The sequence below is a fragment of the Streptomyces sp. CB01249 genome (assembly GCF_001905735.1).
GTDB lineage: Bacteria > Actinomycetota > Actinomycetes > Streptomycetales > Streptomycetaceae > Streptomyces.
The window spans coordinates 920,123-942,726 of the sequence record NZ_LISW01000002.1 but is presented as its reverse complement, the minus strand read 5'-3'; the positions used below and the strand labels follow the sequence as shown (position 1 = coordinate 942,726).

Below are 22,604 nucleotides of genomic sequence, written 5' to 3'. Positions count from 1 at the left end.
GGCGGCCTCCTCAGGGCACGACCGGCGCCGCCTCCGTCCCGGCCGCGTCGCTCGCGCGGCCGGGGCCCAGCGCCCCGGCCAGCAGGGCCGCCACGGCCACCAGCGCGAGGACCACGGTCATCGTGAGGCGCAGGCCGATGTGGTCGGCGAGGAAGCCGAGGGCGGGCGGGCCGACCAGGAAGGCGCCGTAGCCCGCCGTGGAGACCGCGGCCACCCGGGCGGCGGCGTCCGTCGGGTGGTCGCCCGCGGCGGACACCGTGACCGGGAAGCCGAGCGAGGCGCCGAGCCCCCACAGCACCGTGGCGGCGCCCGCCATCAGGGGGCTCGGGGCGACGATGACCACCGCCAGGCCCAGTGCGGCGGTCAGGCCGCTGATCCGGACGACCAGCGCCCGGCCGAACCGCTCCAGGAAGGGGCCGCCGGCGAGCCGGCCCAGGGTCATGGAGGCGGCGAAGACCAAGAAGGTCAGCGAGCCCGCCGTGGGACTCACGTCGTACCCGTCGACCATGAGCAGCGGCAGCCAGTCGTTGGCCGCGCCCTCCGCGAAGGCCATCGCCAGCACGATCACGCCGATGAGGACGAGCTGCCGGTCGCGCCATACGCGCAGCTGGCCGCGCAGGCCGCCCTGCCCGGAGTCGGCGGCGGGCGCGTCGTCCTTGCCGGTGCCGGGCGGAATGGCGAGGACCGACCGCGTACCGGCCGCGGCTATCAGCACCGCGACGAGTGTCAGATGCCAGCCGACGGGGAACGCGGCCGCCGTCAGCGCCATGCCGAGGAGCGCCCCGACGACGGTGCCCAGGCTGAAGCAGCCGTGCAGCACCGGCAGGACGGGCCGGCCGATGGCGCTCTCGACGGCGGCGCCCTCGATGTTGAACGCCACCTCGCTCATCCCCATCCCGCCGCCGAACAGGGCCAGTCCCGCGAAGACCACGGGGGCGAGCGAGAGGGCGGTGCCGGCCGCGACGACCAGCATCCCGGCGACGATCAGGGCGACCCCGCCGAGGATCGTCGTCCGGCCCCCGTGGCGCCGCACCAGCGGCCCGGACGCCATGACACCGGCCATGGAACCGGTGGAGAGCCCGAACAGCACCAGGCCCATCGCGCCGGTGGACACGTCGAGCCCGTCCCGGACGGCCGGGGTGCGCGCGACCCAGGAGGCCATGCCGGTACCGGCGGCGAGCATGAAGAGGAACAGTGCGGCACGCCAGCGGCGTGTGGCGGCATCCATACAGCGGGGCCTCGTCAGAAGGTCGGAAAGCGACGGTCGGAAAGTGGCGGGCGCCACGAGCGTACGATCGTACGCCTGGAGTGTACGCTCGTACCCATGACGGACTACTTCGCGGGCGATCCGCGCACGAACCACGAGCGGATGCTCGCCGGAGACCTGTACATCGCGGACGACCCGCAGATCGTCGAGGCCCAGAAGCGGGCCGTGCGGCTGGCCGCCCGCTATCTCGCCGCCTACACCGAGGACCCGGACGCCGCGCAGCCGGTCGTCGCCGAACTCCTCGGCGGGCTCGGCGCGGGGGCGCACATCCGGCCGCCGCTGTACGTCGACTACGGCTCGTACATCACGGTCGGCGAGGACACGTTCATCAACTACAACCTCACCGCGCTGGACGTCGCGCCGATCACCATCGGCCGCGACTGCCAGGTCGGGCCGAACGTCCAGCTGCTCACGCCGACGCATCCGGTGGAGCCGGAGCCGCGCCGGGACAAGCTGGAGGCGGCGCGGCCCATCACGATCGGCGACAATGTCTGGCTCGGCGGCGGGGCGATCGTGCTGGCCGGGGTGACCATCGGGGACAACAGCGTCATCGGCGCGGGTGCCGTCGTCACCAAGGACATCCCCGCCAACGTGGTCGCCGTGGGCAATCCGGCCCGGGTGATCCGTTCGATCTAGACGAGAGACAGGGACCCAGGTGGCGACCGGACGGAACGACCCCGAGCGGCGGGAGCGCATCATCATCGCCGCGCTCGACCTGATCGCGGCCGAGGGGGTCGCCGGGACCTCGCACCGCAAGGTCGCCGCGCGCGCCGGGGTGCCCCTCGGCTCGATGACGTACCACTTCGCCGGCATGGACGAGCTGCTGCGGGAGGCGTTCACCCGCTTCTCCAGCGGGATCGTCGCCGTCTTCGAGGAGCGGCTGGGCGCCGCCACCACGCAGGACGAGGCCCGGGAGGCGGTCGCCGATCTGGTCCACCATCTGTCCGGCGGCAATCAGCGCGAACTGGTCCTCACGCACGAGCTGTACACCCTCGCCGCCCGCAAGCCCGCCTACCGCGAGCTGACCCGCGAGTGGATGCGCCGCAGCCGGGTCGCCCTGGAGTGGCACTTCGACCCGGCGACGGCCCGTCAGCTCGACGCGCTGATCGAGGGCCTTTCCATCCACCGGGCGCTGGAGACCGAACCGCACGACCGCGCCCTGACCGTCGAGGCCATCGCCCGCATCACGCGCGCCTGACGCGCCCACAGCCCCTGGCCGGCACCCCACCTGACCAAGGTGCCGGCCAGGTCACCTCTCACGCACCGGCCGCCCGCGCCAGCAGGCACACCTGGGGCCACCTCGTGCCCGGGGTGGTCAGCCGGGCGGTGAGGGTGAACCCGGCCTCCTCCAGTTGTCCGACAACCCGGTCGGTGGACAGCAGGTGGATGGCGTACGCGAATCCGCCGGAACGCTTCTCCGAGGTGTAGGGCTCTCCGTTCCCGGCGTGGAACCCCAGCAGCAGCCGGCCGCCGGGGGCCAGGACGCGGCGGAACTCCGCGAAGAGGACCGGGAGCAGATCCGGCGGCGTGTGCAGGATGGACCACCAGGCGACGATCCCGCCGAGGCCGCCGTCCGGCAGTCCGAGCGCGTCCATCGTTCCGGTCTCGAAGCGCAGCTCCGGGTGGCGGTGCCGGGCGATGTCCACCATGCGCGGCGACACGTCCACGCCGTGGACGCTCAGCCCGAGACCGGCCAGATGGGCCGTCACATGGCCCGGTCCGCAGCCGAGATCGGCGACGGGGAGCCCGCCGTCCGCCCGGACCTCCTCCGCGAACGCGCCGATCAGCGCACGCCCCGGCACGTCCTCGGCAAAGAGGCCGGGGACGCGGGCGGCGTAGTCCTCGGCGACGGTGTCGTAGTAGGCGCGGGTCGCGTCGAGTTCGGTCATCCGTACGACCCTACGGGGTGGTTGTGCCGATGAGAGCCGGGCACCCCGCGCTCCCGGGCGGCCACCACCAGTTCCTGAACGCAAGAGCACGCCAAACTGGCCATAGAGCGGGTCAATTGCCGTGCCGCAGACATTATTTGTTGCGCACGGAGCGGTTCGCGTAAGGCTTCCGATGCACACCTCTTGACGTGTCCCGGGTAACAGCGGAACCATCAACACCCACCGGAGAGCGCTCTCTGAGTGTTCACCGGACCGTTCGTCGCGTCACCCGCACCAAGACCCAGGAGACGTACGTCCATGCACCTTCCCCCCACGGAAGCCCCCACCACACCCCCCACACCCACCTCCACCGCACCCTCCCGCCGCAGGCGCCGGGGCAGGACCTTCGGGTTCGCCGCGTTCGCCGTGTCGCTGCTCATGGCCGTCCCCACGGCGCAGACCGCCTTCGGGCAGGACGCGCAGGCCGTCGAGGGCGGCGGCGATCTCGGGCCCAACGTCATGGTGTTCGACCCGTCGACGCCGGACATCCAGGCCAAGGTCGACGAGGTCTTCAAGAAGCAGGAGTCGGCGCAGTTCGGCGACGGCCGCTATGCGCTGATGTTCAAGCCGGGCACGTACGACAACATCAACGCGCAGATCGGCTTCTACACGTCGATCGCTGGTCTCGGGCTGAACCCCGACGACACCACGTTCAACGGTGATGTCACCGTGGACGCGGGCTGGTTCAACGGCAACGCCACGCAGAACTTCTGGCGTTCGGCGGAGAACCTGGCGCTGAACCCGGTCAACGGCACCGACCGCTGGGCCGTCTCGCAGGCCGCTCCGTTCCGCCGGATGCACGTCAAGGGCGGCCTCAACCTCGCCCCCGACGGGTACGGCTGGGCGAGCGGCGGGTACATCGCCGACAGCAAGATCGACGGGCAGGTCGGACCGTACTCGCAGCAGCAGTGGTACACCCGCGACAGTTCCATCGGCAGCTGGGGCAACGGCGTCTGGAACATGACGTTCTCGGGTGTCGAGGGTGCTCCGGCGCAGAGCTTCCCCGAGCCGCCGTACACCACCCTCGAAAACACCCCGGTCTCCCGCGAGAAGCCGTTCCTCTACCTGGACGGCGACGACTACAAGGTGTTCGTCCCCGCCAAGCGCACCAACGCGCGCGGCGTCTCCTGGGCCAACGTCACCCCGCAGGGCGAGTCCATCCCGCTCGACCAGTTCTACGTGGTGAAGCCGGGCGCGAGCGCGGAGACGATCAACGCCGCGGTGGACCAGGGCCTGCACCTGCTGTTCACGCCGGGGATCTACCACGTCGACCAGACGATCAACATCGACCGCGCCAACACGGTCGTGCTGGGCCTCGGCCTGGCCACGATCATCCCGGACAACGGGGTCACCGCCCTCAAGGTCGGTGACGTGGACGGCGTGAAGCTGGCCGGGCTGCTCATCGACGCCGGCACCACCAACAGCGACACCCTGGTCGAGGTCGGCCCCGAGGGTGCGTCCGCGAGCCACGCGGACAACCCGACCAGCGTCCAGGACGTGTTCGTCCGGGTCGGCGGCGCGGGCGCCGGCAAGGCGACCACGGGCATGGTGATCAACAGCAACGACACGATCATCGACCACACCTGGCTGTGGCGCGCCGACCACGGCGAGGGCATCGGCTGGGAGACCAACCGCTCCGACTACGGCCTCCAGGTCAACGGCGACAACGTCCTGGCCACGGGACTCTTCGTCGAGCACTTCAACAAGTACGACGTCCGCTGGTCCGGCGAGAACGGCAAGACGATCTTCTTCCAGAACGAGAAGGCCTACGACGCGCCGAATCAGGACGCCGTCCAGAACGGTGACGTCAAGGGCTTCGCGGCCTACAAGGTGGACGACTCGGTCAACACGCACGAGGGCTGGGGGCTCGGCAGCTACTGCTACTTCAACGTCGACCCGAGCATCCGCCAGGACCACGGCTTCGAGGCCCCGGTCAAGGCCGGCGTGAAGTTCCACGACCTGATCGTCGTCTCGCTCGGCGGCCAGGGCCAGTACAACCACGTCATCAACGACACGGGTTCGCCGACCTCGGGTACGGAGACCGTCCCGTCCCAGGTCGTGTCCTTCCCGTAGACCGCAGGCAGGTACGGGACTCCGGTCACCGGAGTCCTCAGCGAGAACGCCCGCTCCGTCACTTCCGACGGGGCGGGCGTCGTCGTGTCAGGGGCGGCCGCCCGCCATCAGGGATTCGAGTCCGGCGAGACCCTCCAGGACGAACGCGCCCAGGCCGCGCACCCCGGTGGTGTCGATCCAGCGCACGAAGGCGACCTTGAAGACGGCGATGCCCGCCTCGGCCGCCAGGCTCGCCGCCGGTTCGCTGATGCCGCGTGCCCGCAGGGCCTCCCCCATCGCCGAGGCGAGGGACGCGAGCTTGACCAGCTCGCGTTCCTGGAGCTCCGCGTTGGCCGTGATGATCCGCTGCCGCTGCATCGCCTGCGGATGCCGCTCGTCCAGCACGGCCGCGGCCGCCTGGAGCGCCGCCGCCACCGCGTCGATCGGGGGCGCGGACGGGGGCGCACCGTCGAGGGCGCTCACCATGCGTTCCTGGAGCAGGGCGGAGCCCGCGAACAGCACCTCGCGCTTGTCCGCGTAGTGCCGGAAGAACGTGCGCTCCGTGAGCCCGGCCCGCTTCGCGATCTCGGTCACGGTCGTCTGCTCGTAACCCCGCTCGGCGTAGAGCTCCATGGCGGCCTGCTCCAGCCTGCCGCGTGCGTTCGGCTCCCATCGACCCATACGGCGAGTCTATGGGATGACAGTCACTGACATCGGGAGTAGGCTGATGACAGTCGCTGACATCAGGGGTCCGGCAGCGTTCCCGCCGCCCGGATCGTCAGCCTGTTCCAGGAGGTTTCCTCATGCGTGTATTCATCACCGGCGCGTCCGGCTGGATCGGTTCCGCCGTCGTTCCCGAGCTCATCGGGGCAGGTCACCAGGTTGTCGGGCTCGCCCGTTCGGATGCCTCGGCCGAGGCGCTGGCCGCCGCCGGGGCCGAGGTGCGACGCGGATCGCTGGACGACCTGGACGTGCTGCGCGAGGCCGCCGCCGACGCGGACGGGGTGCTCCACCTCGCGTTCAAGCACGACATCGCGTTCTCCGGGGACTTCCAGGGCGCCACCGAAGCGGACCGGAAGGCCATCGACGCCTTCGGGGACGCGCTCGCCGGGTCCGGCAAGCCCTTCGTCATCGCCTCCGGGCTCCTCGGGCTGGCCCCCGGCCGGGTCGCGACCGAGGAGGACGGGCGGAGCGCCGATCCGGACGCGCCGGCCGGCGGCCCGGGCGGACGCCAGGACAACGCGCGGGCGACGATCGCCCTCGCCTCCCGCGACGTCCGCTCGTCCGTCGTCCGGCTGCCCCCGACGGTCCACGGCGACGGGGACCAGGGCTTCGTGGCCTCGCTCGTCGCCACCGCCCGCGCCAAGGGCGTCTCCGGTTACATCGGCGACGGCTCCCAGCGCTGGCCGGCCGCCCACCGCGAGGACGTCGCGCACCTGTTCCGGCTGGCCCTGGAGCAGGCCCCCGCCGGCACCACGCTGCACGCGGCGGCCGAGAAAGGCGTCGTGCTGCGCTCCGTCGCCGAGACCATCGGCCGCCACCTCGGCGTCCCCACGGCCTCCGTCACCCCCGAGGACGCGCCCGGCCACTTCGGCTGGCTGGCCGGGATGGTGAGCCTCGACTCGCCCGCCTCCAGCGCCCTGACCCGCGAACGCTTCGGCTGGAAGCCGACCGGACCCGGGCTCATCGAGGACCTGGACCAGGGGCACTACTTCGGCACGCCGGGCGCGTAACGCGTAGCCCCACCGCCCTCACTGGTCGCGGCGGTGCACCGCGACCAGTGCCCACAGGGCGTAGACGGTCCAGGCGCCCGCCTCCGACGACGGGTGGAGCGCGAGGCCCGCGAGCGCGGCGACCGGGGCGAGCAGCGCGGAGGCGGCGTGCAGCTGGTCATCATCGCGTACGAGGCGGGGCTGGTGGCCCCGGGGCGGTGACGCGGTCGCGGCGGCGGGTGCCGCCGCGACGACAGGCCCTACAGCCAGCCCTTCTCCCGTGCCAGGCGGACCGCCTCGGCGCGGTTGCGGGCGGCCAGTTTCTGGATGGCCATGGAGAGGTAGTTGCGGACGGTGCCCTGGGAGAGGTGGAGGGAGGCGGCGATCTCCGCGTTGGTCGCGCCGTCCGCGGCGGTGCGCAGGACCTCGCGTTCGCGGTCGGTCAGCGGGTTCGCCCCGTCGGCGAGGGCGGCGGCCGCGAGGCCGGGGTCGATGACGCGTTCGCCGGCGAGCACCTTACGTACCGCTTCCGCGAGCTGGGACGCGGGGGCGTCCTTGACCAGGAAGGCATCGGCGCCCGACTCCATGGCGCGGCGCAGATAACCGGGCCGGCCGAACGTCGTGACGACCACGACCTTCACGTCCGGCAGGGTCTCGCGGAGCCGGGCCGTCGCCTCGATCCCGGTCATGCCGGGCATCTCGATGTCCAGGAGGGCCACGTCGACGGAGTGCTCCCGGGCCGCCGCCAGGACCTCGTCGCCGCGGGCGACCTGGGCGACCACCTCGATGTCCGGTTCCAGGCCGAGGAGCGCCGCCAGGGCCTCGCGCACCATGGACTGGTCCTCCGCGAGGAGAAGTCTGATCATGCTCATTCCGCGGATCCTAGGCCGGATTCGAACGGAACGCTGAGGACCATGGTGAAGCCTTTGCCCGAACGGGGGTGGGTGGGCCGGGTGGTGAGGGTGCCGTCCACCGAGGCCAGGCGTTCGGTGAGGCCGGTGAGGCCGTTGCCGGGCGCGGTTCCGGCGGCGCCCCGGCCGTCGTCGGCGACGGTGAGTTCGAGCACTCGCCCGTCCAGCGTCTGGCGGGGCGTCAGGGTCACCGTGCAGCGGCGCGCACCACTGTGGCGTACGACATTGGTGACCGCCTCCCGCAGCCCCCAGGCGAGCACCTCCTCCGCCTTCTCGGGCAGCCCCTCGGGCACGTCGGCCGGGACGTCGGCGTCGACTCCGGCGGCGGCCAGCGCGGTGCGGGCCCCGGCCAGTTCGCCGGGGAGCGTCGGGCGGCGGTATCCGGTGACGGCACTGCGTACGTCCACCAGGGCCTGGCGGCTGACCTGTTCGATGTCCGCGACCTGGGCGGCCGCCAGCTCGGGCCGGTCGGGGAGCATCCGGCCGGCCAGCTCGCTCTTGAGGGTGATCAGCGAGAGGGAGTGGCCGAGCAGGTCGTGCAGGTCGCGGGCGAGGCGCAGCCGCTCCTCGTTGGCGGCGAGCTGCGCGACGGTGGCCCGGGCCTGGCGCAGCTCGATCGTGGTGCGGACCAACTGCCGTACGCCCGTCATCGCGAACCCGCCCAGCAGGGCCGGGAAGACCAGGGCGGTGATGATCTCGCGCGCGTCCTCCAGGGTCGCCCCGACGCCCACCAGGACGGCGGTGACGACGGGGATCAGCCAGCGCGCGGTCCGCAGCGGCAGCGTGGCCCCGACGGAGACCGACACGTACACGAAGAGGACCAGCCACGGCGTGCCGAACGTCAGCGACATCAGCACCGCGACCGCCCCGAGGAAGGCGATCGACGCCCGGACCCGGAAGGGGTCGAGCGCCTTCGACGTGTGCCGGAAGACCAGGACCAGGTAGGCGCCGACGAAGACCAGCAGCCCGAGGACGCCGAGCGCGGTCGCCCACGGTGTGTGGTTGCCGTCGGCGAGGTCCTTGACCGGCGCGCTCATGAAGGCGAGCCAGATCCCGATCCACAGCAGCTTGATCCCGGCCTGCCGGGCGGTCGCGGGCGGCCGCCCGAGCCCCACCGACATCTCGTCGTCGTTCACGCCTTCAAGGTGTCCTTCCGGTAGAGCCAGGCCGCGCCGCCCGCGAAGAGCAGGAAGTAGACGCAGAGGACGGCGACGTCCTTGGCGTGGGGCGCGCCGCCCATTTCGACGGCCTGGCCGAGAGCAGCGTACGCGTGCGTGGGAAGCCACTCGGAGATGTTCTGGAGCCACTGCGGGAAGGTCGCGCTGGGCATCCAGAGGCCGCCGAGGATGGAGAGGCCGAAGTAGATGATCATCGTGACCGGGCGGACCGCGTCCCCGCTGGTGATGTAGCCGATGGCGACGCCGAGCGCGGCGAAGACCAGGGAGCCGGCCCAGATGACGCCGGTCAGCGCGAACCACTGCCAGAGGTCGAAGCGGACGTGTTTGACCGAGGCGGCGACGAGGAAGACCACGACGATGCACGGCAGGGTGACCATGGCGGCGCTGGCGATCTTCGCGAGGACGTAGCCCCGGCCGGGCAGCGCGGTCAGCCGCAGCTGGCGCACCCAGCCCTTTTCGCGCTCCTTGGCGATGCGCTCGCTGTTGCCCATGAGGACGGCGGTCAGCGCGCCGAAGGAGGCCATGGAGACCATGAAGAAGGACTGGAGGGTCAGATCCGTGTGCGGGATCTTGTCGGTGTCGTTCTGGGTGCCGGAGATCAGCAGGTAGATCACCGACGGGTAGATGACCGAGAAGAACATGAACTTCTTGTTCCGCAGGGTGCGGGTGACTTCGAGCCGGATCAGCGTGTTCATGAGGTCTTGGCCTCCTCGGCCTCGGTGATGGCGACGAAGGCCTGCTCCAGGCCGAGTCCGGCGACTTCGAGCTCGCGCGGGTAGAGGCCGAGGCCGTAGACCGCGTGGACGGTCGCGTCGGCGTTGTGGGACTGGATGCGCACCCGGCGGCCGTTGACGTCGAGCGAGGCGAGGAACGGCAGGGCGCGCAGGGCGGCCTGGTCGATCGCGCCCTCCAGCTCGAAGGAGATCCGGCGGGCCCCGGCCTTCGCCTTGATCTCGGCGGCGGTGCCGTCGGCGAGCAGGCGGCCCTTGTGCAGGACGAGGACGCGGTCGGCGATCGCGTCGGCCTCTTCCAGGTAGTGCGTGGCGAACAGGACGGTGCGGCCCTGCTCGGCCTGCTCGCGCATGGTGGCCCAGAACGCCTGGCGGGCGGTGACGTCCATGCCGGTCGTCGGCTCGTCGAGGACGATGAGGTCGTTGGCGCCGGCGGTGGCGAGCGCGAACCGTACGCGCTGCTCCTGGCCGCCGGAGAGCTTGTTGACCATCCGGCCGGCGATCGACGCGATGCCCGCCCGGGCCAGCACCTCGCCGACCGGGTGGGGACGCGGGTGCAGATCGCAGGCGAGCCGGACCAGTTCCTCGACGGTGACGTCCTCCATCAGGCCGCCGCTCTGGAGCATGGCGCCGACCCGGCCGGCCTTGATGGCCTCCTGCGGGCTGGTGCCGAAGAGGCTGACCGCGCCGGAGTCGGCGGTGCGCAGGCCGAGGAGGAGGTCGAGGGTGGAGGACTTGCCGGCGCCGTTGGGGCCGAGGAGGGCCACGGTCTCGCCGGGATGCAGGTCCAGGGTGAGCCCGTCGACGGCGCGTACGTCCCCGTAGACCTTGCTGACCTGGTCGAAGCTGACCACCGCGGTCCTCGTCGCGGTCGCTCCGGTGGCTGTCGTTGTCATGCGTCAAGACTGGCGGACCGGGGGGTGCGCGCGGCAGGGTCAGCGGTCGTGGATCCGGGATGACAGATGTCATGTGCCGGGGGTGACGGGCGTACGGGGGCGGGTGTACGGGGGTCTGCCGCGGGGAAGCCGCCGCGCCGGGCGGGGTCCGGTTTCGCCCGGTTACGCCGCCGCCCCCGGCCGGGGTCCGGTCGGGGGCGGGTGGGCTGTGGTGCGGGCCGGTCAGCCGTTGCCGTCGAGGTCGATGGTGACGGTGCGCTCGGCGGGGGTCTTCCCCATCAGCGCGCCCTTCATGGCGAAGGCCACGTCGTCCGCGCTGAGCTGGTGCTTCTTGCCGTCGCCCTTGGTGATCATGACGCCGTCGAAGACACCGGCGCAGAGCCGGTCGATCGCTTCCTTGTCGTAGACGTCGACGAGCTTCCCGTCGACGGCCTTCATCGACAGGATCTGCGGCAGCGACTTCGCCGGGCCGAACGGGATCTCCTTGCCCCCGGCCCTGATGGTGATCAGACCGGACATCGCGGGCTCGGCGAACTCCTTCATCGCCCGGTCCAGTTCGGCCTGGGTGACGGTGGGTTCCCGTGTGACGACGGGCAGTTCGACGGCCCTGGCGCTGCCGGTCTCGACCTGGGCGCGGTAGGCGTCCCGGACGGAGCCCATCGACTTGTTGACGTCGATCGCCTTGCCGGCCTTGCCCGGTACGGCAACGGCCTTGCCGGGCTCGAACTTGATGGTGCCGTCCCGCACGGTGCCGGAGCCCCCGGCCAGGTCCTGGAGCGCGACGCCCAGCTTCTCCTCGTCCACCGGGAAGACCGGCTCGACGGTCCGCTCGCCGCCGAAGAGCGAGCCGATGACGGAGACCGGGTTGTAGTCGCTGCCGGCCGCGGCGCGCACGGTGGCCTGGCTGTCCAGGGAGAGCCCGGCCTTGTCCGGGGCGAGCTGCGTCTCCTTGCCGTCCACGGTCAGCTTGAGCGGGGTCGCGGCGCGCTTGGCAAGGGCGGCGTCCAGCTTCTCGACGCCGTCCTCCTTGGTGCCGCCGCCGATGTCGACGCCGAGGACGGTGGTGCCCTTGGGGACGTCGGAGTGGTTCATCAGGAGTCCGGCGCCGTACGCGACACCGAGCAGGCAGACGACCGCCACACCGAGCAGGACCAGCTTCGAGCGGCCCTTCTTGGCGGGCGCGGGCTTCGGAGCGGGCCGGGGCGCGGCGGCGGCGGGCTTCGGCGCCGCGCTTCCGGGTCCGCCGGGGCCACCGGGCCCACCGGGACCCGTGCCCATCGGGTCGCCCGGGACGTTCCGGCCGCCGGGCACGACGGGGATGCCGCTGTTCAGCGTGTCACCCGAGACGTTGCCGCCGGGGCCGCCCGGGGGCGGGGCGAACTGCGGGGTGAGGATGGCGGTGTCGTCGGACATGCGCGGCGGCGAACCGCCCTGCCCGGGGCCGCCCGTGTTGAGCGGACCGGGGCCCGGCGGGAAGGGGCCGGGGCCCGACGGGAAGGGGCCGGGGCCGTCGAGGTTCGGGGTGAGCGGCGAACTTCCGGCGGCCGGGCCCGTGGTGGGGCCGGCCGGGCCGGGGGTGCGCACACCCAGGTCGGGGGTGGCACGCGGACCGCCGGGGCCCTCGCCGGGGCCCTCCGGGAAGTCGCGCTGCGGCCCGTCCGAGAAGTACGGCAGGTCGGTACGGGGGCCGGAGGGCGGGGAGACGCGACCGGGACCACCGGGGCCACTGGGAGTGCCGGGACCGGTGGGGCCACCGGGACCCGTCGGGGCGCCGGGACCACCCGCACCGCCAACACCGCCGGGCCCACCCGTAACACCAGCACCGCCGGGAGCACCCGCACCGCCGGGACCACCCGTAACACCAGCACCGCCAGGCCCGCCAGCACCGCTGGGAGCACCCGCGTCACCAGGCGCCGGGAAGCCCGCGCCGTCCGTGTCGCCGGGGCCGCCGCCCGTCGGCGGCTTCGCGGCCGCCGGGGGCTTGCGCGGGGCGAACCAGTCGCTGCCGCTCTTCTCCTTGGCCGGCTTCTCGGACTCCGCCGGGGACGCGTCCTCGCCGGACTCCGCGGCCGGTGCCTGAGGGGTCTGCGGTGCGCCGCCCGGCGCGGAGGCGCCCGGACGCGGGGTCGAGCCGGTGCGCTCGCCCTCGCCCTCGGCGTCGCTCATGGGCGTACGCATGACAACAGGCGGGATGGGGCGCGACCCCGGGATGTTGATCCGGATGCGCGTCGTCAGCGTCGTCTCGGTCTTCGGCTCTTCCGGCCGGTCCGGCCCGCCGGGCTCCTGGGATCCGTCCGAGGCGTCCTGCGACGGATACTGGCGGGATCCGTACGGCGGCGTACCCGAGGGGTACGCGGCTCCCCCGCGACCCTGGGGCCCGGAGGACGAACTGTCAGTTTCACGACTCAAAGCAGGTTCTCCCGATTGGCTCCGCCGCCCGTGCTTCCCCCGTGCCACAGCCCGGGCGCGCGAACCACCATACTGGCCGCCGCCGGTACACACCCCGCGACCGGGGGAAACGACTGCGCACCCCCCGGACGGGCAGGGGGCATTACGGGATCGGACGGAGCACATTACTTGGCAGGTCGGCCGCTTTCGGCCCGCTGCCCGGACGATCGCGGCATGGTGGCACAGATCACAGCGATGGCCATTCCGCCCAGCATGAAGAGCCCGAGGCCGAGCGCGTCACCGAAGACATAGTCCCCTTCGGGGCGCCCGCTGAGCAGAAAGACGACCGAAACCAGCCATCCCGCCGCCGGGGCCACGGCCCCGGGCTGGGTGCCCATCAGGGTGCGCCCGCCGTAGAAGAGGCCGGCCGCCGCCGCCAGGGCGATGAGCAGTCCGCCGGGGAACCAGGCGGGCTGGACCAGCGTTCCGGCGATGCCCACGACGGCGCCGAGGACCGCGAGCCCGAACAGGGCGGCGATCCGGGCGGGGTTGAGGGGGGCGGCCAGACCGGTGGCCGGAATGTCCTTCTTCTGTGCGCCCGTCCGGTCGCCGCCGGCCCGCGCCCTGCTGCTGCCGCTCACCGGTCCGCCCCCGGCACACCCGCGAAGAGGTCCCGTTCGCGTTCGCCCGCCGGGGCGCCCGGCGTGCCGCTGACCAACTCGTAGTACTCGGTGGTGAACACGGGCTGCCCCAGGTCGTTCGACAGGGCGAAGTAGGGCCCCTGGACGGCGATCTGGGTGGCGTGCGCCCGCATCGCCGCGGTCTTCGCGTCCTCGTGGCCGGTGCCGTCGATCACGGTGGTGATCCGGTCGTCGTCCACCACGCCCGGTACGTCGCCGATCGCGGCGATCCCCGGGAACGCGTCCGGGGCCTCGGCGCGCAGCGCGGCGAACCCCTCCTCGGCGACCGAGCGCGGCACCCGGTTCCAGTAGACCTTCGCGACGGCGTGCGGGTCGCCGGAGCCGGGCCGGTACGCGGCGTCGGCGGCCAGCTCGGCGGCGCGGGTGGCGACGCGGTGGGCCTGGATGTGGTCGGGGTGTCCGTAGCCCCCGTCGGGGTCGTACGTCACCAGGACCTGGGGGCGCACCTCGCGGATGACGTCGGCGAGGTGTCCGGCGGCCTCGTCCACGTCGGCCGACCAGAAGGCGCCGGGGCGGTGGTTCTGCTCGGCGCCCATCATCCCGGAGTCGCGGTAGCGGCCGGGGCCGCCGAGGAAGCGGTGGTCGGTGACGCCCAGCTCCTTCATGGCCGCCGCCAGCTCACCGCTGCGGTACGGGCCCAGCGCGTCGTCGCGGTCGGCGGCGAGACCGGCGAGCGAGGGCGGGATGATCTCGCCCTCCTCGCCGAGCGTGCAGGTCACCAGCGTGACCAGGGCGCCCTCGGCCGCGTACCTGGCCATGGTGGCGCCGTTGTTGATCGACTCGTCGTCCGGGTGCGCGTGCACCAGGAGCAGCCGCCGGGCGGGAAGGTCCGTCATGGCACCAGCCTACGAGCCCGCAGGACGGCCGCCCGCCGACGGGTGGCCCGGTCAGAACTTGATGCCGCCGATCATGCCCGCCACGTTCGTCGTCAGCTCGGAGATGGTGGGTGCGATGGACGAGCTGGCGAGATAGAAACCGAGCAGCGCGCAGACGACCGCATGTCCTCCCTTCAGTCCGGACTTCCGGATCAGCAGGAAGACGATGATCGCCAGCAGCACCACCGCCGAAATCGAGAGCGCCACGGCGGTTCACCTCCATCTGTACGGTCGGGACGGGCAGCACGCATGGAGCCAGCAGGTTCATACCCACCGAGCGCTACGGATCATAACTATCCGTGGCAACGCATTGTTCGGGGCACAGCAGCACGAGGGGCGCACGGACGGGCGTGGGTCGATAGGTTCGGCGCATGACTTCGTCAGAGATCACGTTTCCGCTCCAGCAGGCCCGGACCATGAGATTCACCCTTGGGGCACCGCGTGCGTTCACGGTGTCACCCGACGGTGGACGCGTGGTCTACCTGCGCTCGGGTTCGGGTACGGACCGCTCGGGGCAGCTCTGGGCGCTGGACCTGGACGAGGCCTCCGGGCCGCGAGAACGCCTGGTGGCCGATCCGCGGGCGCTGCTGGGCGGTTCACAGGAGCGTCTGTCGGCGCAGGAGCGCGCCCGGCGGGAGCGCAGCCGCGAGGGCTCCTCGGGGATCGTGGGCTACGCGCTGGACGGGGCCGCCGAGTTGGCCGCGTTCGCGCTCTCGGGGAAGGTGTACGTCGCCGATCTGGGCGCGGGCACGGCGCGCGCGCTGCCCGTTCCCGGCCCGGTGATCGATCCGCGCCCCTCCCCGGACGGGCGACACGTCGCCTATGTGTCCAAGGGTGCCCTGCGCGTGGTCGGGGTGGACGGCGCGGCGGACCGGGCGCTCGCCGAGCCGGAGGACGGCCATGTCACGTACGGGCTCGCGGAGTTCATCGCCGCCGAGGAGATGCACCGCTTCCAGGGCTTCTGGTGGTCGCCGGAATCGGACCGGCTGCTCGTGACCCGGGCCGATGACAGCCCCATCCAGCGGTGGTGGATCGCGGACCCCGCGCACCCCGACCGCAAGCCGGCCGAGGTCGCCTACCCCGCGGCGGGCACGCCCAACGCGGAGGTGGGGCTCCATGTCCTGGACCTGGACGGCAAGCGCACCGAAGTGGTGTGGGACCGGGCCCGGTTCCCCTATCTGGCGCGGGTGCACTGGTCCTCGTACGGGGCTCCGCTCCTCCTCGTCCAGGCCCGGGACCAGCAGAGCCAGCTGTATCTGGCGGTGGACCCGGAGACCGGGGCGACCCGGACCGTGCACGCGGACGAGGACCCGGTCTGGCTGGAGCTGTTCTCCGGGGTGCCCGCGTGGGCGCCGGACGGGCGGCTCGTGCGGATCACGGACGAGGGCGGGGCGCGGCGGCTCGCGGTCGGCGACCGGACGCTGACCAGGAGCCGGCTGCACATCCAGTCGGTGCTGGACATCGGGGACTCCGACGTCCTGGTGTCGGCGTCGGCGGGCGAGGAGGCGGCCGAGCCGGAGACCGGCGAGACCCATGTGTACCGGGTCAACGAGCTGGGCGTCGAGCGGGTCTCCGAGGGCGTCGGCGTGCACACGGCGGTCCGGTCGGGCCGGGTGACGGTGCTGGTCTCGGCGACGCCGGAGCGGCCCGGGGCGGTGGCGCGGGTGCTGCGGGACGGCAAGGAGATCGCCGTCGTGGAGAACCGTGCGGAGCGCCCGGTGCTGACCGCGCGGCCGGTGTTCACCGAAGGGGGCGCACGGCGGATTCCGTGCGCCGTGTTGCTCCCCACCGGATACTCGGAATCGGATGGTCCGCTTCCGGTCCTCATGGACCCGTACGGCGGACCGCACGGCCGACGGGTCGCGGCCGCCCACAATCCGCATCTCACCTCGCAGTGGTTCGCGGACCAGGGCTTCGCGGTGGTCGTCGCGGACGGACGCGGCACGCCCGGTCGTTCACCGGCCTGGGAGAAGGCGGTCAAGGACAACCTGGCCCTCAGCCTCGACGACCAGGTGGAGGCCCTGCACGCGCTCGCGGAGCGCTTCCCGCTGGATCTGGACCGGGTGGCCATCCGGGGCTGGTCGTTCGGCGGCTTCCTGGCCGGGCTGGCCGCGCTGCGGCGGCCCGACGTCTTCCACGCGGCGGTGGTCGGCGCCCCGGTGACCGACCAGCGGCTCTACGACACCCACTACACCGAGCGCTACCTGGGCGATCCGGCGCGGAACCCGGAGGTGTACGCGCACAACTCGCTGGTCACCGACGCGGGCCTGTCGGGCGCGGCCGAGCAGGTGCGGCCCATGCTGATCATCCACGGTCTCGCGGACGACAACGTGGTCGTCGCGCACAGCCTGCGACTGTCCTCGGCGCTGCTCGCCGCGGGCCGGCCGCACGAGGTACTGCCGCTGAGCGGGGTGACCCACATGACCCCGCAGGAAAAGGTGGCCGAGAACCTGCTGCTGCTCCAGGTGGACTTCCTGAAGCGGTCGCTGGGGCTGCGGGAGGCGTCGTAGTTACCAGCCGGGCGGCGGCTGCGAGGGCGGCGGGGGCGGGCCGAAGCCGCCGCCGCCCTGCGGGTAGCCGTAGCCGGGGTGGTGCGGGGGCGTGGCCGGTGTGGGGCCCCAGCCAGGGCCGGTGCCGGTCCAGGGGTCCTGGCCCGGGGCGCGGACCGGGCCCGGCACGGCGAGGGCGATGAGCGCGGCCACGGCGGCGAGTACCTGGAAGAACGAGCTGAGCAGGCTGAGCTGGAGCTCGGTCGGCAGGTCGCCGAAGTGGTCCAGCATGTCGTAGTGCACGATCCGGACCACCCCGAACACCCCGCCGGGCAGCAGCACCGCCGCGGCCACCAGGCCGAACGGGCGGGCGTGCGGGGCCCGGGCCACGGCGCTGATCCCGGCGAACACGCAGAGCAGGGCGAGCATCACGGTGGCCCAGCCCGGCGGCGGACCGGTCAGGTACTGCGCGATGCGGTCACCGCCCACGTACCAGTCGGGGAAGAACTCCGGGTCCCGGACGAGCTGGCGGATCTCCCAGGCGATCAGCACCGCCCCGGCCGCGCACAGCGCCAGGAACGCCAGGACGCCCGCGCCGGGGCCCGGTCCCGCCGGCGTCCGCTCGTAGGAGTCGGCGGGCGGGCGGCGGCCCGCTCCGGCGGTGATGATCATCGCGGCGGCCGCGGCGACGGCGACGAAGGCGCAGATCAGGGCCCGTGAGCGCAGGTCGTCGGAGTACGCGGCCTCCATCCGGCGGCTGCCGATGGTCCAGAGTCCGGGGAGCCGCACGGTGAGGGTGACCACCCCGGCGACGACGAGCGCGGACGCGGCGGACGCGGCGCGGAGGGCGGCCACGGCGACGGCCACGTACACCACGAAGAGGACGAGGTCCGTGCCCGAGGTGGTGGGGGCGGTCCGCATGCGGGTGTCGTACAACCCGGACCAGTAACGCCACAGTTGGCCGAAACCGATCGCATCGACATCCCGTATCAGCCAGCACGCGACGATCACCGCGAGCACGGCGGACAGGACGGCTCCGGTGGCTCTTGCTCCGCGGGTCAGTATCACACCGGCGATACTTCCGTGCGTCCGCCCTCCGGACAAGAGGGCCTGCGCCGCCGTCCGTACGGCGACCGGCCGGGGGGCGTCACACCCCACCGGCCGGTTCCACGGCACCCGCACGGCCGTACGTTGTCGATGATGCCGCGTCCGTATATCGGGGAGGTTGCCCGTGTGTTAACGCCGCGTCAGACGGCCCGGCTGCTCCCGGACGGCGGGGGCGGGCCCTCGTCGCGGTCCGCCGCTCCCGGCTGCTCGGCGGCCTCCGTGGCCTCCGTGGCCTCCGTGGCGCCCGTGGCCTCCGCCGCCTCCGTCGCCCGCGCGGCCGCCTCCTCCTGGCCGCCCTCCCCCGGCACCGCGTCGAGGGTGCCCTCCGGCGGGACCACCCGCTTCTCCTCCGCAAAGTGGCAGGCGGAGGGGTGCTGGGCCGGAGTGTCCACGTCCTGGAAGACCGCCGGGACCGCCAGCAGCGGCACCTCCAGCTCGCACCGCTCCTGGGCCTTCCAGCAGCGGGTGCGGAAGCGGCAGCCGGAGGGCGGGTTGGCGGGCGAGGGCACGTCGCCGTGCAGGATGATCCGCTCGCGGAACTCCCGCGCCGCCGGGTCCGGCACCGGCACGGCGGAGAGCAGCGCCTGCGTGTACGGGTGCGTGGGGTGGTCGTAGATCTCCGCGTCGGTGCCGATCTCCACGAACCTGCCCAGATACATCACGCCGACCCGGTCGGAGATGTGCCGCACGATGGAGAGGTCGTGCGCGATGAACACGTAGCTCAGGTTGAACTCGGCCTGCAGCCGGTCCAGCAGGTTGACGACCTGGGCCTGGACGGAGACGTCGAGCGCGGAGACCGGTTCGTCGGCGACGATGATCTCCGGGTTGAGCGCGAGGCCGCGGGCGATGCCGATGCGCTGGCGCTGGCCGCCGGAGAACTGGTGCGGATAGCGGTTGATGTACTCCGGGTTGAGCCCGACGACGTCCAGCAGCTCCTGCACCTTGCGGCGCCGGCTGCCCTTCGGGGCGACCTCCGGGTGGATCTCGTACGGCTCCCCGATGATGTCGCCGACCGTCATGCGCGGGTTGAGCGAGGTGTAGGGGTCCTGGAACACCATCTGGATGTTGCGGCGGACGGCCTTCAGCGCGCGGCCGGACAGCTTGGTGATGTCCTCGCCCTTGTAGCGGATGGCGCCGGACGTCGGCTTCTCCAGCTGCACGAGCAGCCGGGCGACCGTCGACTTGCCGCAGCCGGACTCCCCCACGACGCCCAGGGTCTCGCCGGCCCCGAGGTCGAAGGTGACCCCGTCCACGGCCTTGACCGCGCCGACCTGCTTCTTGATGAGGATGCCCTGGGTCAGCGGGTAGTGCTTGACGAGGTCGCGCACCTCCAGGATCGGTTCGCCGCCCGCGTACGCGCTCTCCTGGCGCGACTTGGACAGCAGGGTCCGCGCGGTCTCGCCCTCCTCGCGCGCTTCCTTGCGCCCCGAGTGGTCAGCGTGCATCGAGCGTCTCCTTCCAGAAGTGGCAGGCGCTCTGTCGGTGCTCGGCCACGTCGTACAGCGGCGGCACGTCGGTGCGGCAGACGTCCTGGGCCATCGGGCAGCGCGGGTTGAAGGCGCAGCCGGGCGGGATGTGCAGCAGGTTGGGCGGCAGGCCCTTGATCGCGTACAGCTCCTGGCCCTTCTGGTCCAGGCGCGGGATCGAGGCGAGCAGGCCCTTGGTGTACGGATGGGCGGGGGCCTTGTAGATGTCGTGCACGGGCGAGGTCTCCACGATGCGGCCCGCGTACATCACGGCGATCTTGTCGGCGACATCCGCGACCACGCCGAGGTCGTGGGTGATGAGGATCAGGCCCATGTTCAGCTCGCGCTGGAGCTCCGCGAGGAGGTCCATCACCTGGGCCTGGACGGTGACGTCAAGGGCGGTGGTCGGCTCGTCCGCGATGATCAGGGAGGGCTCCAGGGCGAGCGCCATCGCGATCATGATGCGCTGGCGCATCCCGCCGGAGAACTGGTGCGGATAGTTGCCGACCCGCTCCTTGGCGGCCGGGATGCGGACCCGGTCCATCAGCTCGATGGCCTTGGCCTTCGCGTCCTTGCGGGACATCCCGCGGTGCACGACGTACATCTCGCCGAGCTGCTCGCCGACGGTCAGGACGGGGTTGAGGGAGGACAGCGCGTCCTGGAAGATCATGGCCATCTCCTGGCCGCGGATCTTCCGGCGCTCCTCCTTCTTCATCTTCAGCAGGTCGCGGTCCTTGAACAGGATCTCGCCCTGCGGGATCTTCCCCGGGGGCATGTCGAGGATGCCCATGACCGCCTGCGCGGTGACCGACTTGCCGGAGCCGGATTCGCCGAGCACCGCGAGCGTCTCGCCCTCGGCCACCGAGTAGTTGACCCCGTTGACGGCCTTCACGACCCCGTCCCGGGTGTGGAACTCCACGTGCAGATCGCGCACTTCGAGCAACATGGCAGCGGACTCCTCAGCGCAGCTTGGGGTCGAGGGCGTCGCGCACCGCGTCGCCGAGCATGATGAAGGCCAGCACCGTCACCGCCAGCGCGCCGGCGGGCCAGAGGAGCATGTGCGGGGCGTTGCGGATGTACTGGGACGCGGCGGAGATGTCGATGCCCCAGGAGACGGCGGGCGGCTTCAGTCCCACGCCGAGGAACGACAGGGTCGCCTCCAGCGAGATGTACGTGCCCAGCGCGATGGTCGCGACGACGATGACCGGGGCGATGGCGTTCGGCGCGATGTGGCGCAGCATCATCCGGCCGTTGGAGGCGCCGAGGGCCCGGGCGGCCTGCACGTAGTCGTTGTGCTTGGCGGTGATGACGGAGCCGCGGGCGATGCGGGCGATCTGCGGCCAGCCGAGCAGGACGATGAAGCCGATCACCGGCCAGACGGTGGAGCTGGTCACCACGGAGAGGAAGACCAGGCCGCCGAGGACGACGGGGATGCCGAAGAAGATGTCGGTGAGCCGGGACAGGAGCGCGTCCCACCAGCCGCCGAAGAACCCCGCGAGGCCGCCGAGGACGCTGCCGATCAGGGCGACGCCGACGGTGGAGCAGATGCCGACGGTGACGGAGTTGCGGGCACCGTAGACGACGCGGGTGTAGACGTCGCAGCCCTGTCCGTCGTAGCCGAAGGGGTGGCCGGGCTGGGAGCCCTGCTGGGCCTTGCCGAGGTCGCAGTCGAGCGGGTCGCCGGAGGCGATGAGCTGCGGCCAGATCGAGATGACCACCAGGAACAGGATGATCAGCGCGGAGATGATGAAGACCGGGTTGCGGCGCAGGTCGCGCCAGGCGTCGGACCACAGGCTCTGCGGTTTGGTGTCCGGGCCGGTGCCGTCCGGGCCGCCGGGGGTCTTCTCCAGGCTGTCGCCCTCCGCGAGCGCGAGGTCCGTGGGCCCGCCGGCTCCGGCGGCCGAGATCGCCTCGTCCGGTGTCTGCTCAGGCATAGCGGATCCTCGGGTCGAGTACGGCGTAGAGGAGGTCGACGATCAGGTTGGCCGCCAGGAAGACCAGCACCAGGACGGTGACGAAGCCGACGACGGTCTGCGAGTTCTGGCGCAGGATGCCCTGGTAGAGCTGGTAGCCGACGCCGTGGATGTTGAAGATCCGCTCGGTGACGATCGCCCCGCCCATCAGGGCACCCACGTCCGTACCGATGAAGGTGACGACGGGGATCAGCGAGTTGCGCAGCAGGTGGCGGATGACCACGCGGCGCCGGGGCAGACCCTTGGCGGTCGCGGTGCGGACGTAGTCGGCGCGGGTGTTCTCGGCGATCGAGGTCCGGGTGAGCCGGGTGACGTACGCCAGCGAGACGGAGGCGACCACCAGGCCCGGGATGATCAGCTCGTTCAGGGGGGCCTCGGGCGAGACGGACGGTTTGATGACGCCCCATTCGACGCCCAGGAGCAGCTGGAGCAGCAGACCGGTGACGAAGGTCGGGATGGAGATCACGACCAGCGTCAGGATGAGGACGGCGGTGTCGACGGGCCGGCCCCGGCGCAGCCCCGTGACCACGCCGAGGCTGATGCCGATCACGATCTCGAAGACGATCGCGACGAGGGTGAGGCGGATGGTGATGGGGAAGGCGGTGCCCATCAGCTCGGTGACCTTCTGCCCGTTGAACGCGGTGCCGAAGTCGCCGGTGAAGACGTTGCCCATGTAGGTGAGGTATTGCTGCCACACCGGCTTGTCGAGGCCGAATTCCGTGCGGAGTTGGGCGGCGGTCGCCGGGTCGCACTGGCGGTCGCCGCAGAGACCCGCGATGGGGTCACCCATCACGTTCACCATCAGGAAGATCAACAGCGTGGTGCCGAAGAAGACCGGGATCATCTGCAGCAGCCGCCGGATCACATAACGTCCCATGAAGGGCTCCGGGGGTCGCGGGGGACGGAGGCTGAGGAGTCGGGGGGACGGGG

21 protein-coding genes are annotated in these 22,604 nt (G+C 72.0%); 5 read left to right on the top strand and 16 right to left on the bottom strand.

Annotation, left to right across the window (positions count from 1 at the left end; genetic code table 11):
* Window positions 1–10 precede the first annotated feature (10 nt).
* The gene (locus AMK18_RS12750; RefSeq protein WP_338014062.1) at window positions 11–1,363 is read right to left on the bottom strand and encodes an MFS transporter; all 1,353 of its coding nucleotides are present in this window, start codon (window positions 1,361–1,363) and stop codon (window positions 11–13) included.
* On the opposite strand from AMK18_RS12750, the gene AMK18_RS12745 reads away from it, so the two are divergent.
* Window positions 1,325–1,903, top strand: coding sequence for a sugar O-acetyltransferase (locus AMK18_RS12745; protein ID WP_073862872.1), 579 nt, complete (start codon window positions 1,325–1,327; stop codon window positions 1,901–1,903). The two genes, AMK18_RS12750 and AMK18_RS12745, sit on opposite strands and share 39 nt — an antisense overlap.
* 19 nt (window positions 1,904–1,922) lie before the next feature.
* Window positions 1,923–2,465 (top strand): TetR/AcrR family transcriptional regulator, encoded by a 543-nt coding sequence (locus AMK18_RS12740; RefSeq protein WP_073862871.1) that lies wholly within the window; start codon window positions 1,923–1,925, stop codon window positions 2,463–2,465.
* A gap of 58 nt (window positions 2,466–2,523) precedes the next feature.
* Here AMK18_RS12740 and AMK18_RS12735 read toward each other — a convergent pair whose 3' ends face one another.
* Window positions 2,524–3,156, bottom strand: a complete 633-nt coding sequence (locus tag AMK18_RS12735; protein ID WP_073862870.1) for a class I SAM-dependent DNA methyltransferase — start codon at window positions 3,154–3,156, stop codon at window positions 2,524–2,526.
* A gap of 297 nt (window positions 3,157–3,453) precedes the next feature.
* Between AMK18_RS12735 and AMK18_RS12730 the strand changes: the two genes are divergently transcribed.
* Window positions 3,454–5,268: a coagulation factor 5/8 type domain-containing protein gene (locus AMK18_RS12730; RefSeq protein ID WP_073862869.1), complete on the top strand. Its 1,815-nt coding sequence runs from the start codon at window positions 3,454–3,456 to the stop codon at window positions 5,266–5,268.
* 87 nt (window positions 5,269–5,355) lie between these two features.
* Here the strand turns inward: AMK18_RS12730 and AMK18_RS12725 are convergent, their stop codons facing one another.
* Window positions 5,356–5,928 (bottom strand): TetR/AcrR family transcriptional regulator, encoded by a 573-nt coding sequence (locus AMK18_RS12725; protein WP_073862868.1) that lies wholly within the window; start codon window positions 5,926–5,928, stop codon window positions 5,356–5,358.
* Window positions 5,929–6,050: 122 nt separating this feature from the next.
* On the opposite strand from AMK18_RS12725, the gene AMK18_RS12720 reads away from it, so the two are divergent.
* Window positions 6,051–6,980 carry an SDR family oxidoreductase gene (locus tag AMK18_RS12720; RefSeq protein ID WP_073862867.1) on the top strand — a complete coding sequence of 310 codons (930 nt, stop codon included), beginning with the start codon at window positions 6,051–6,053 and terminating at the stop codon, window positions 6,978–6,980.
* Between the two features lie 239 nt (window positions 6,981–7,219).
* Here AMK18_RS12720 and AMK18_RS12715 read toward each other — a convergent pair whose 3' ends face one another.
* From AMK18_RS12715 to AMK18_RS12675, 8 genes are all read right to left on the bottom strand, one after another.
* Complete coding sequence (locus AMK18_RS12715) at window positions 7,220–7,831, bottom strand: response regulator transcription factor (RefSeq protein ID WP_018100838.1); 612 nt, start codon at window positions 7,829–7,831, stop codon at window positions 7,220–7,222.
* Window positions 7,828–9,006, bottom strand: coding sequence for a sensor histidine kinase (locus tag AMK18_RS12710; RefSeq protein ID WP_079199274.1), 1,179 nt, complete (start codon window positions 9,004–9,006; stop codon window positions 7,828–7,830). Before AMK18_RS12710 ends, AMK18_RS12715 begins: the two co-directional genes overlap by 4 nt.
* Entirely contained in the window at window positions 9,003–9,743 is a 741-nt protein-coding gene (locus tag AMK18_RS12705) for an ABC transporter permease (RefSeq protein ID WP_073862866.1), read from the bottom strand. The genes AMK18_RS12710 and AMK18_RS12705 overlap by 4 nt, the downstream gene beginning before the upstream one ends.
* Complete coding sequence (locus AMK18_RS12700; protein WP_073862865.1) at window positions 9,740–10,675, bottom strand: ABC transporter ATP-binding protein; 936 nt, start codon at window positions 10,673–10,675, stop codon at window positions 9,740–9,742. The genes AMK18_RS12705 and AMK18_RS12700 overlap by 4 nt, the downstream gene beginning before the upstream one ends.
* A gap of 222 nt (window positions 10,676–10,897) precedes the next feature.
* Entirely contained in the window at window positions 10,898–13,084 is a 2,187-nt protein-coding gene (locus AMK18_RS34875; RefSeq protein ID WP_198956987.1) for a hypothetical protein, read from the bottom strand.
* A gap of 164 nt (window positions 13,085–13,248) precedes the next feature.
* Window positions 13,249–13,704, bottom strand: a complete 456-nt coding sequence (locus tag AMK18_RS12685; protein WP_073862864.1) for a DUF6113 family protein — start codon at window positions 13,702–13,704, stop codon at window positions 13,249–13,251.
* Window positions 13,701–14,600 carry an N-acetyl-1-D-myo-inositol-2-amino-2-deoxy-alpha-D-glucopyranoside deacetylase gene (gene mshB / locus AMK18_RS12680; protein ID WP_073862863.1) on the bottom strand — a complete coding sequence of 300 codons (900 nt, stop codon included), beginning with the start codon at window positions 14,598–14,600 and terminating at the stop codon, window positions 13,701–13,703. The genes AMK18_RS12685 and mshB overlap by 4 nt, the downstream gene beginning before the upstream one ends.
* A gap of 51 nt (window positions 14,601–14,651) precedes the next feature.
* Entirely contained in the window at window positions 14,652–14,846 is a 195-nt protein-coding gene (locus AMK18_RS12675; protein ID WP_018100847.1) for a hypothetical protein, read from the bottom strand.
* A 209-nt stretch (window positions 14,847–15,055) separates the two neighbouring features.
* Between AMK18_RS12675 and AMK18_RS12670 the strand changes: the two genes are divergently transcribed.
* On the top strand, window positions 15,056–17,149 hold the full coding sequence (locus AMK18_RS12670; RefSeq protein WP_376451723.1) for a S9 family peptidase: 2,094 nt from the start codon (window positions 15,056–15,058) through the stop codon (window positions 17,147–17,149).
* Here the strand turns inward: AMK18_RS12670 and AMK18_RS12665 are convergent, their stop codons facing one another.
* The 5 genes from AMK18_RS12665 to AMK18_RS12645 all read right to left on the bottom strand — a co-directional run bounded on the left by AMK18_RS12665 (window position 17,150) and on the right by AMK18_RS12645 (window position 22,551).
* Window positions 17,150–18,196, bottom strand: a complete 1,047-nt coding sequence (locus tag AMK18_RS12665; protein ID WP_241836557.1) for a hypothetical protein — start codon at window positions 18,194–18,196, stop codon at window positions 17,150–17,152.
* Between the two features lie 179 nt (window positions 18,197–18,375).
* Window positions 18,376–19,680 carry an ABC transporter ATP-binding protein gene (locus AMK18_RS12660; protein ID WP_073862860.1) on the bottom strand — a complete coding sequence of 435 codons (1,305 nt, stop codon included), beginning with the start codon at window positions 19,678–19,680 and terminating at the stop codon, window positions 18,376–18,378.
* Window positions 19,670–20,647, bottom strand: coding sequence for an ABC transporter ATP-binding protein (locus tag AMK18_RS12655; RefSeq protein WP_073862859.1), 978 nt, complete (start codon window positions 20,645–20,647; stop codon window positions 19,670–19,672). The genes AMK18_RS12660 and AMK18_RS12655 overlap by 11 nt, the downstream gene beginning before the upstream one ends.
* Window positions 20,648–20,660: 13 nt before the next feature.
* A complete protein-coding gene (locus AMK18_RS12650) occupies window positions 20,661–21,635 on the bottom strand; it encodes an ABC transporter permease (protein ID WP_018100852.1) in 975 nt (324 codons plus the stop codon).
* Window positions 21,628–22,551, bottom strand: coding sequence for an ABC transporter permease (locus tag AMK18_RS12645; RefSeq protein ID WP_018100853.1), 924 nt, complete (start codon window positions 22,549–22,551; stop codon window positions 21,628–21,630). Before AMK18_RS12645 ends, AMK18_RS12650 begins: the two co-directional genes overlap by 8 nt.
* Between the last annotated feature and the right edge of the window lie 53 nt (window positions 22,552–22,604).

Coding starts and splice junctions, on each gene's coding strand:
- AMK18_RS12745 (WP_073862872.1), top strand. CDS start 1,325: ATGACGGACTACTTCGCGGGCGATCCGCGCACGAACCACGAGCGGATG.
- AMK18_RS12735 (WP_073862870.1), bottom strand. CDS start 3,156: ATGACCGAACTCGACGCGACCCGCGCCTACTACGACACCGTCGCCGAG.
- AMK18_RS12730 (WP_073862869.1), top strand. CDS start 3,454: ATGCACCTTCCCCCCACGGAAGCCCCCACCACACCCCCCACACCCACC.
- AMK18_RS12725 (WP_073862868.1), bottom strand. CDS start 5,928: ATGGGTCGATGGGAGCCGAACGCACGCGGCAGGCTGGAGCAGGCCGCC.
- AMK18_RS12720 (WP_073862867.1), top strand. CDS start 6,051: ATGCGTGTATTCATCACCGGCGCGTCCGGCTGGATCGGTTCCGCCGTC.
- AMK18_RS12715 (WP_018100838.1), bottom strand. CDS start 7,831: ATGAGCATGATCAGACTTCTCCTCGCGGAGGACCAGTCCATGGTGCGC.
- AMK18_RS12705 (WP_073862866.1), bottom strand. CDS start 9,743: ATGAACACGCTGATCCGGCTCGAAGTCACCCGCACCCTGCGGAACAAG.
- AMK18_RS12700 (WP_073862865.1), bottom strand. CDS start 10,675: ATGACAACGACAGCCACCGGAGCGACCGCGACGAGGACCGCGGTGGTC.
- mshB (WP_073862863.1), bottom strand. CDS start 14,600: ATGACGGACCTTCCCGCCCGGCGGCTGCTCCTGGTGCACGCGCACCCG.
- AMK18_RS12670 (WP_376451723.1), top strand. CDS start 15,056: ATGAGATTCACCCTTGGGGCACCGCGTGCGTTCACGGTGTCACCCGAC.
- AMK18_RS12660 (WP_073862860.1), bottom strand. CDS start 19,680: ATGCACGCTGACCACTCGGGGCGCAAGGAAGCGCGCGAGGAGGGCGAG.
- AMK18_RS12655 (WP_073862859.1), bottom strand. CDS start 20,647: ATGTTGCTCGAAGTGCGCGATCTGCACGTGGAGTTCCACACCCGGGAC.
- AMK18_RS12650 (WP_018100852.1), bottom strand. CDS start 21,635: ATGCCTGAGCAGACACCGGACGAGGCGATCTCGGCCGCCGGAGCCGGC.
- AMK18_RS12645 (WP_018100853.1), bottom strand. CDS start 22,551: ATGGGACGTTATGTGATCCGGCGGCTGCTGCAGATGATCCCGGTCTTC.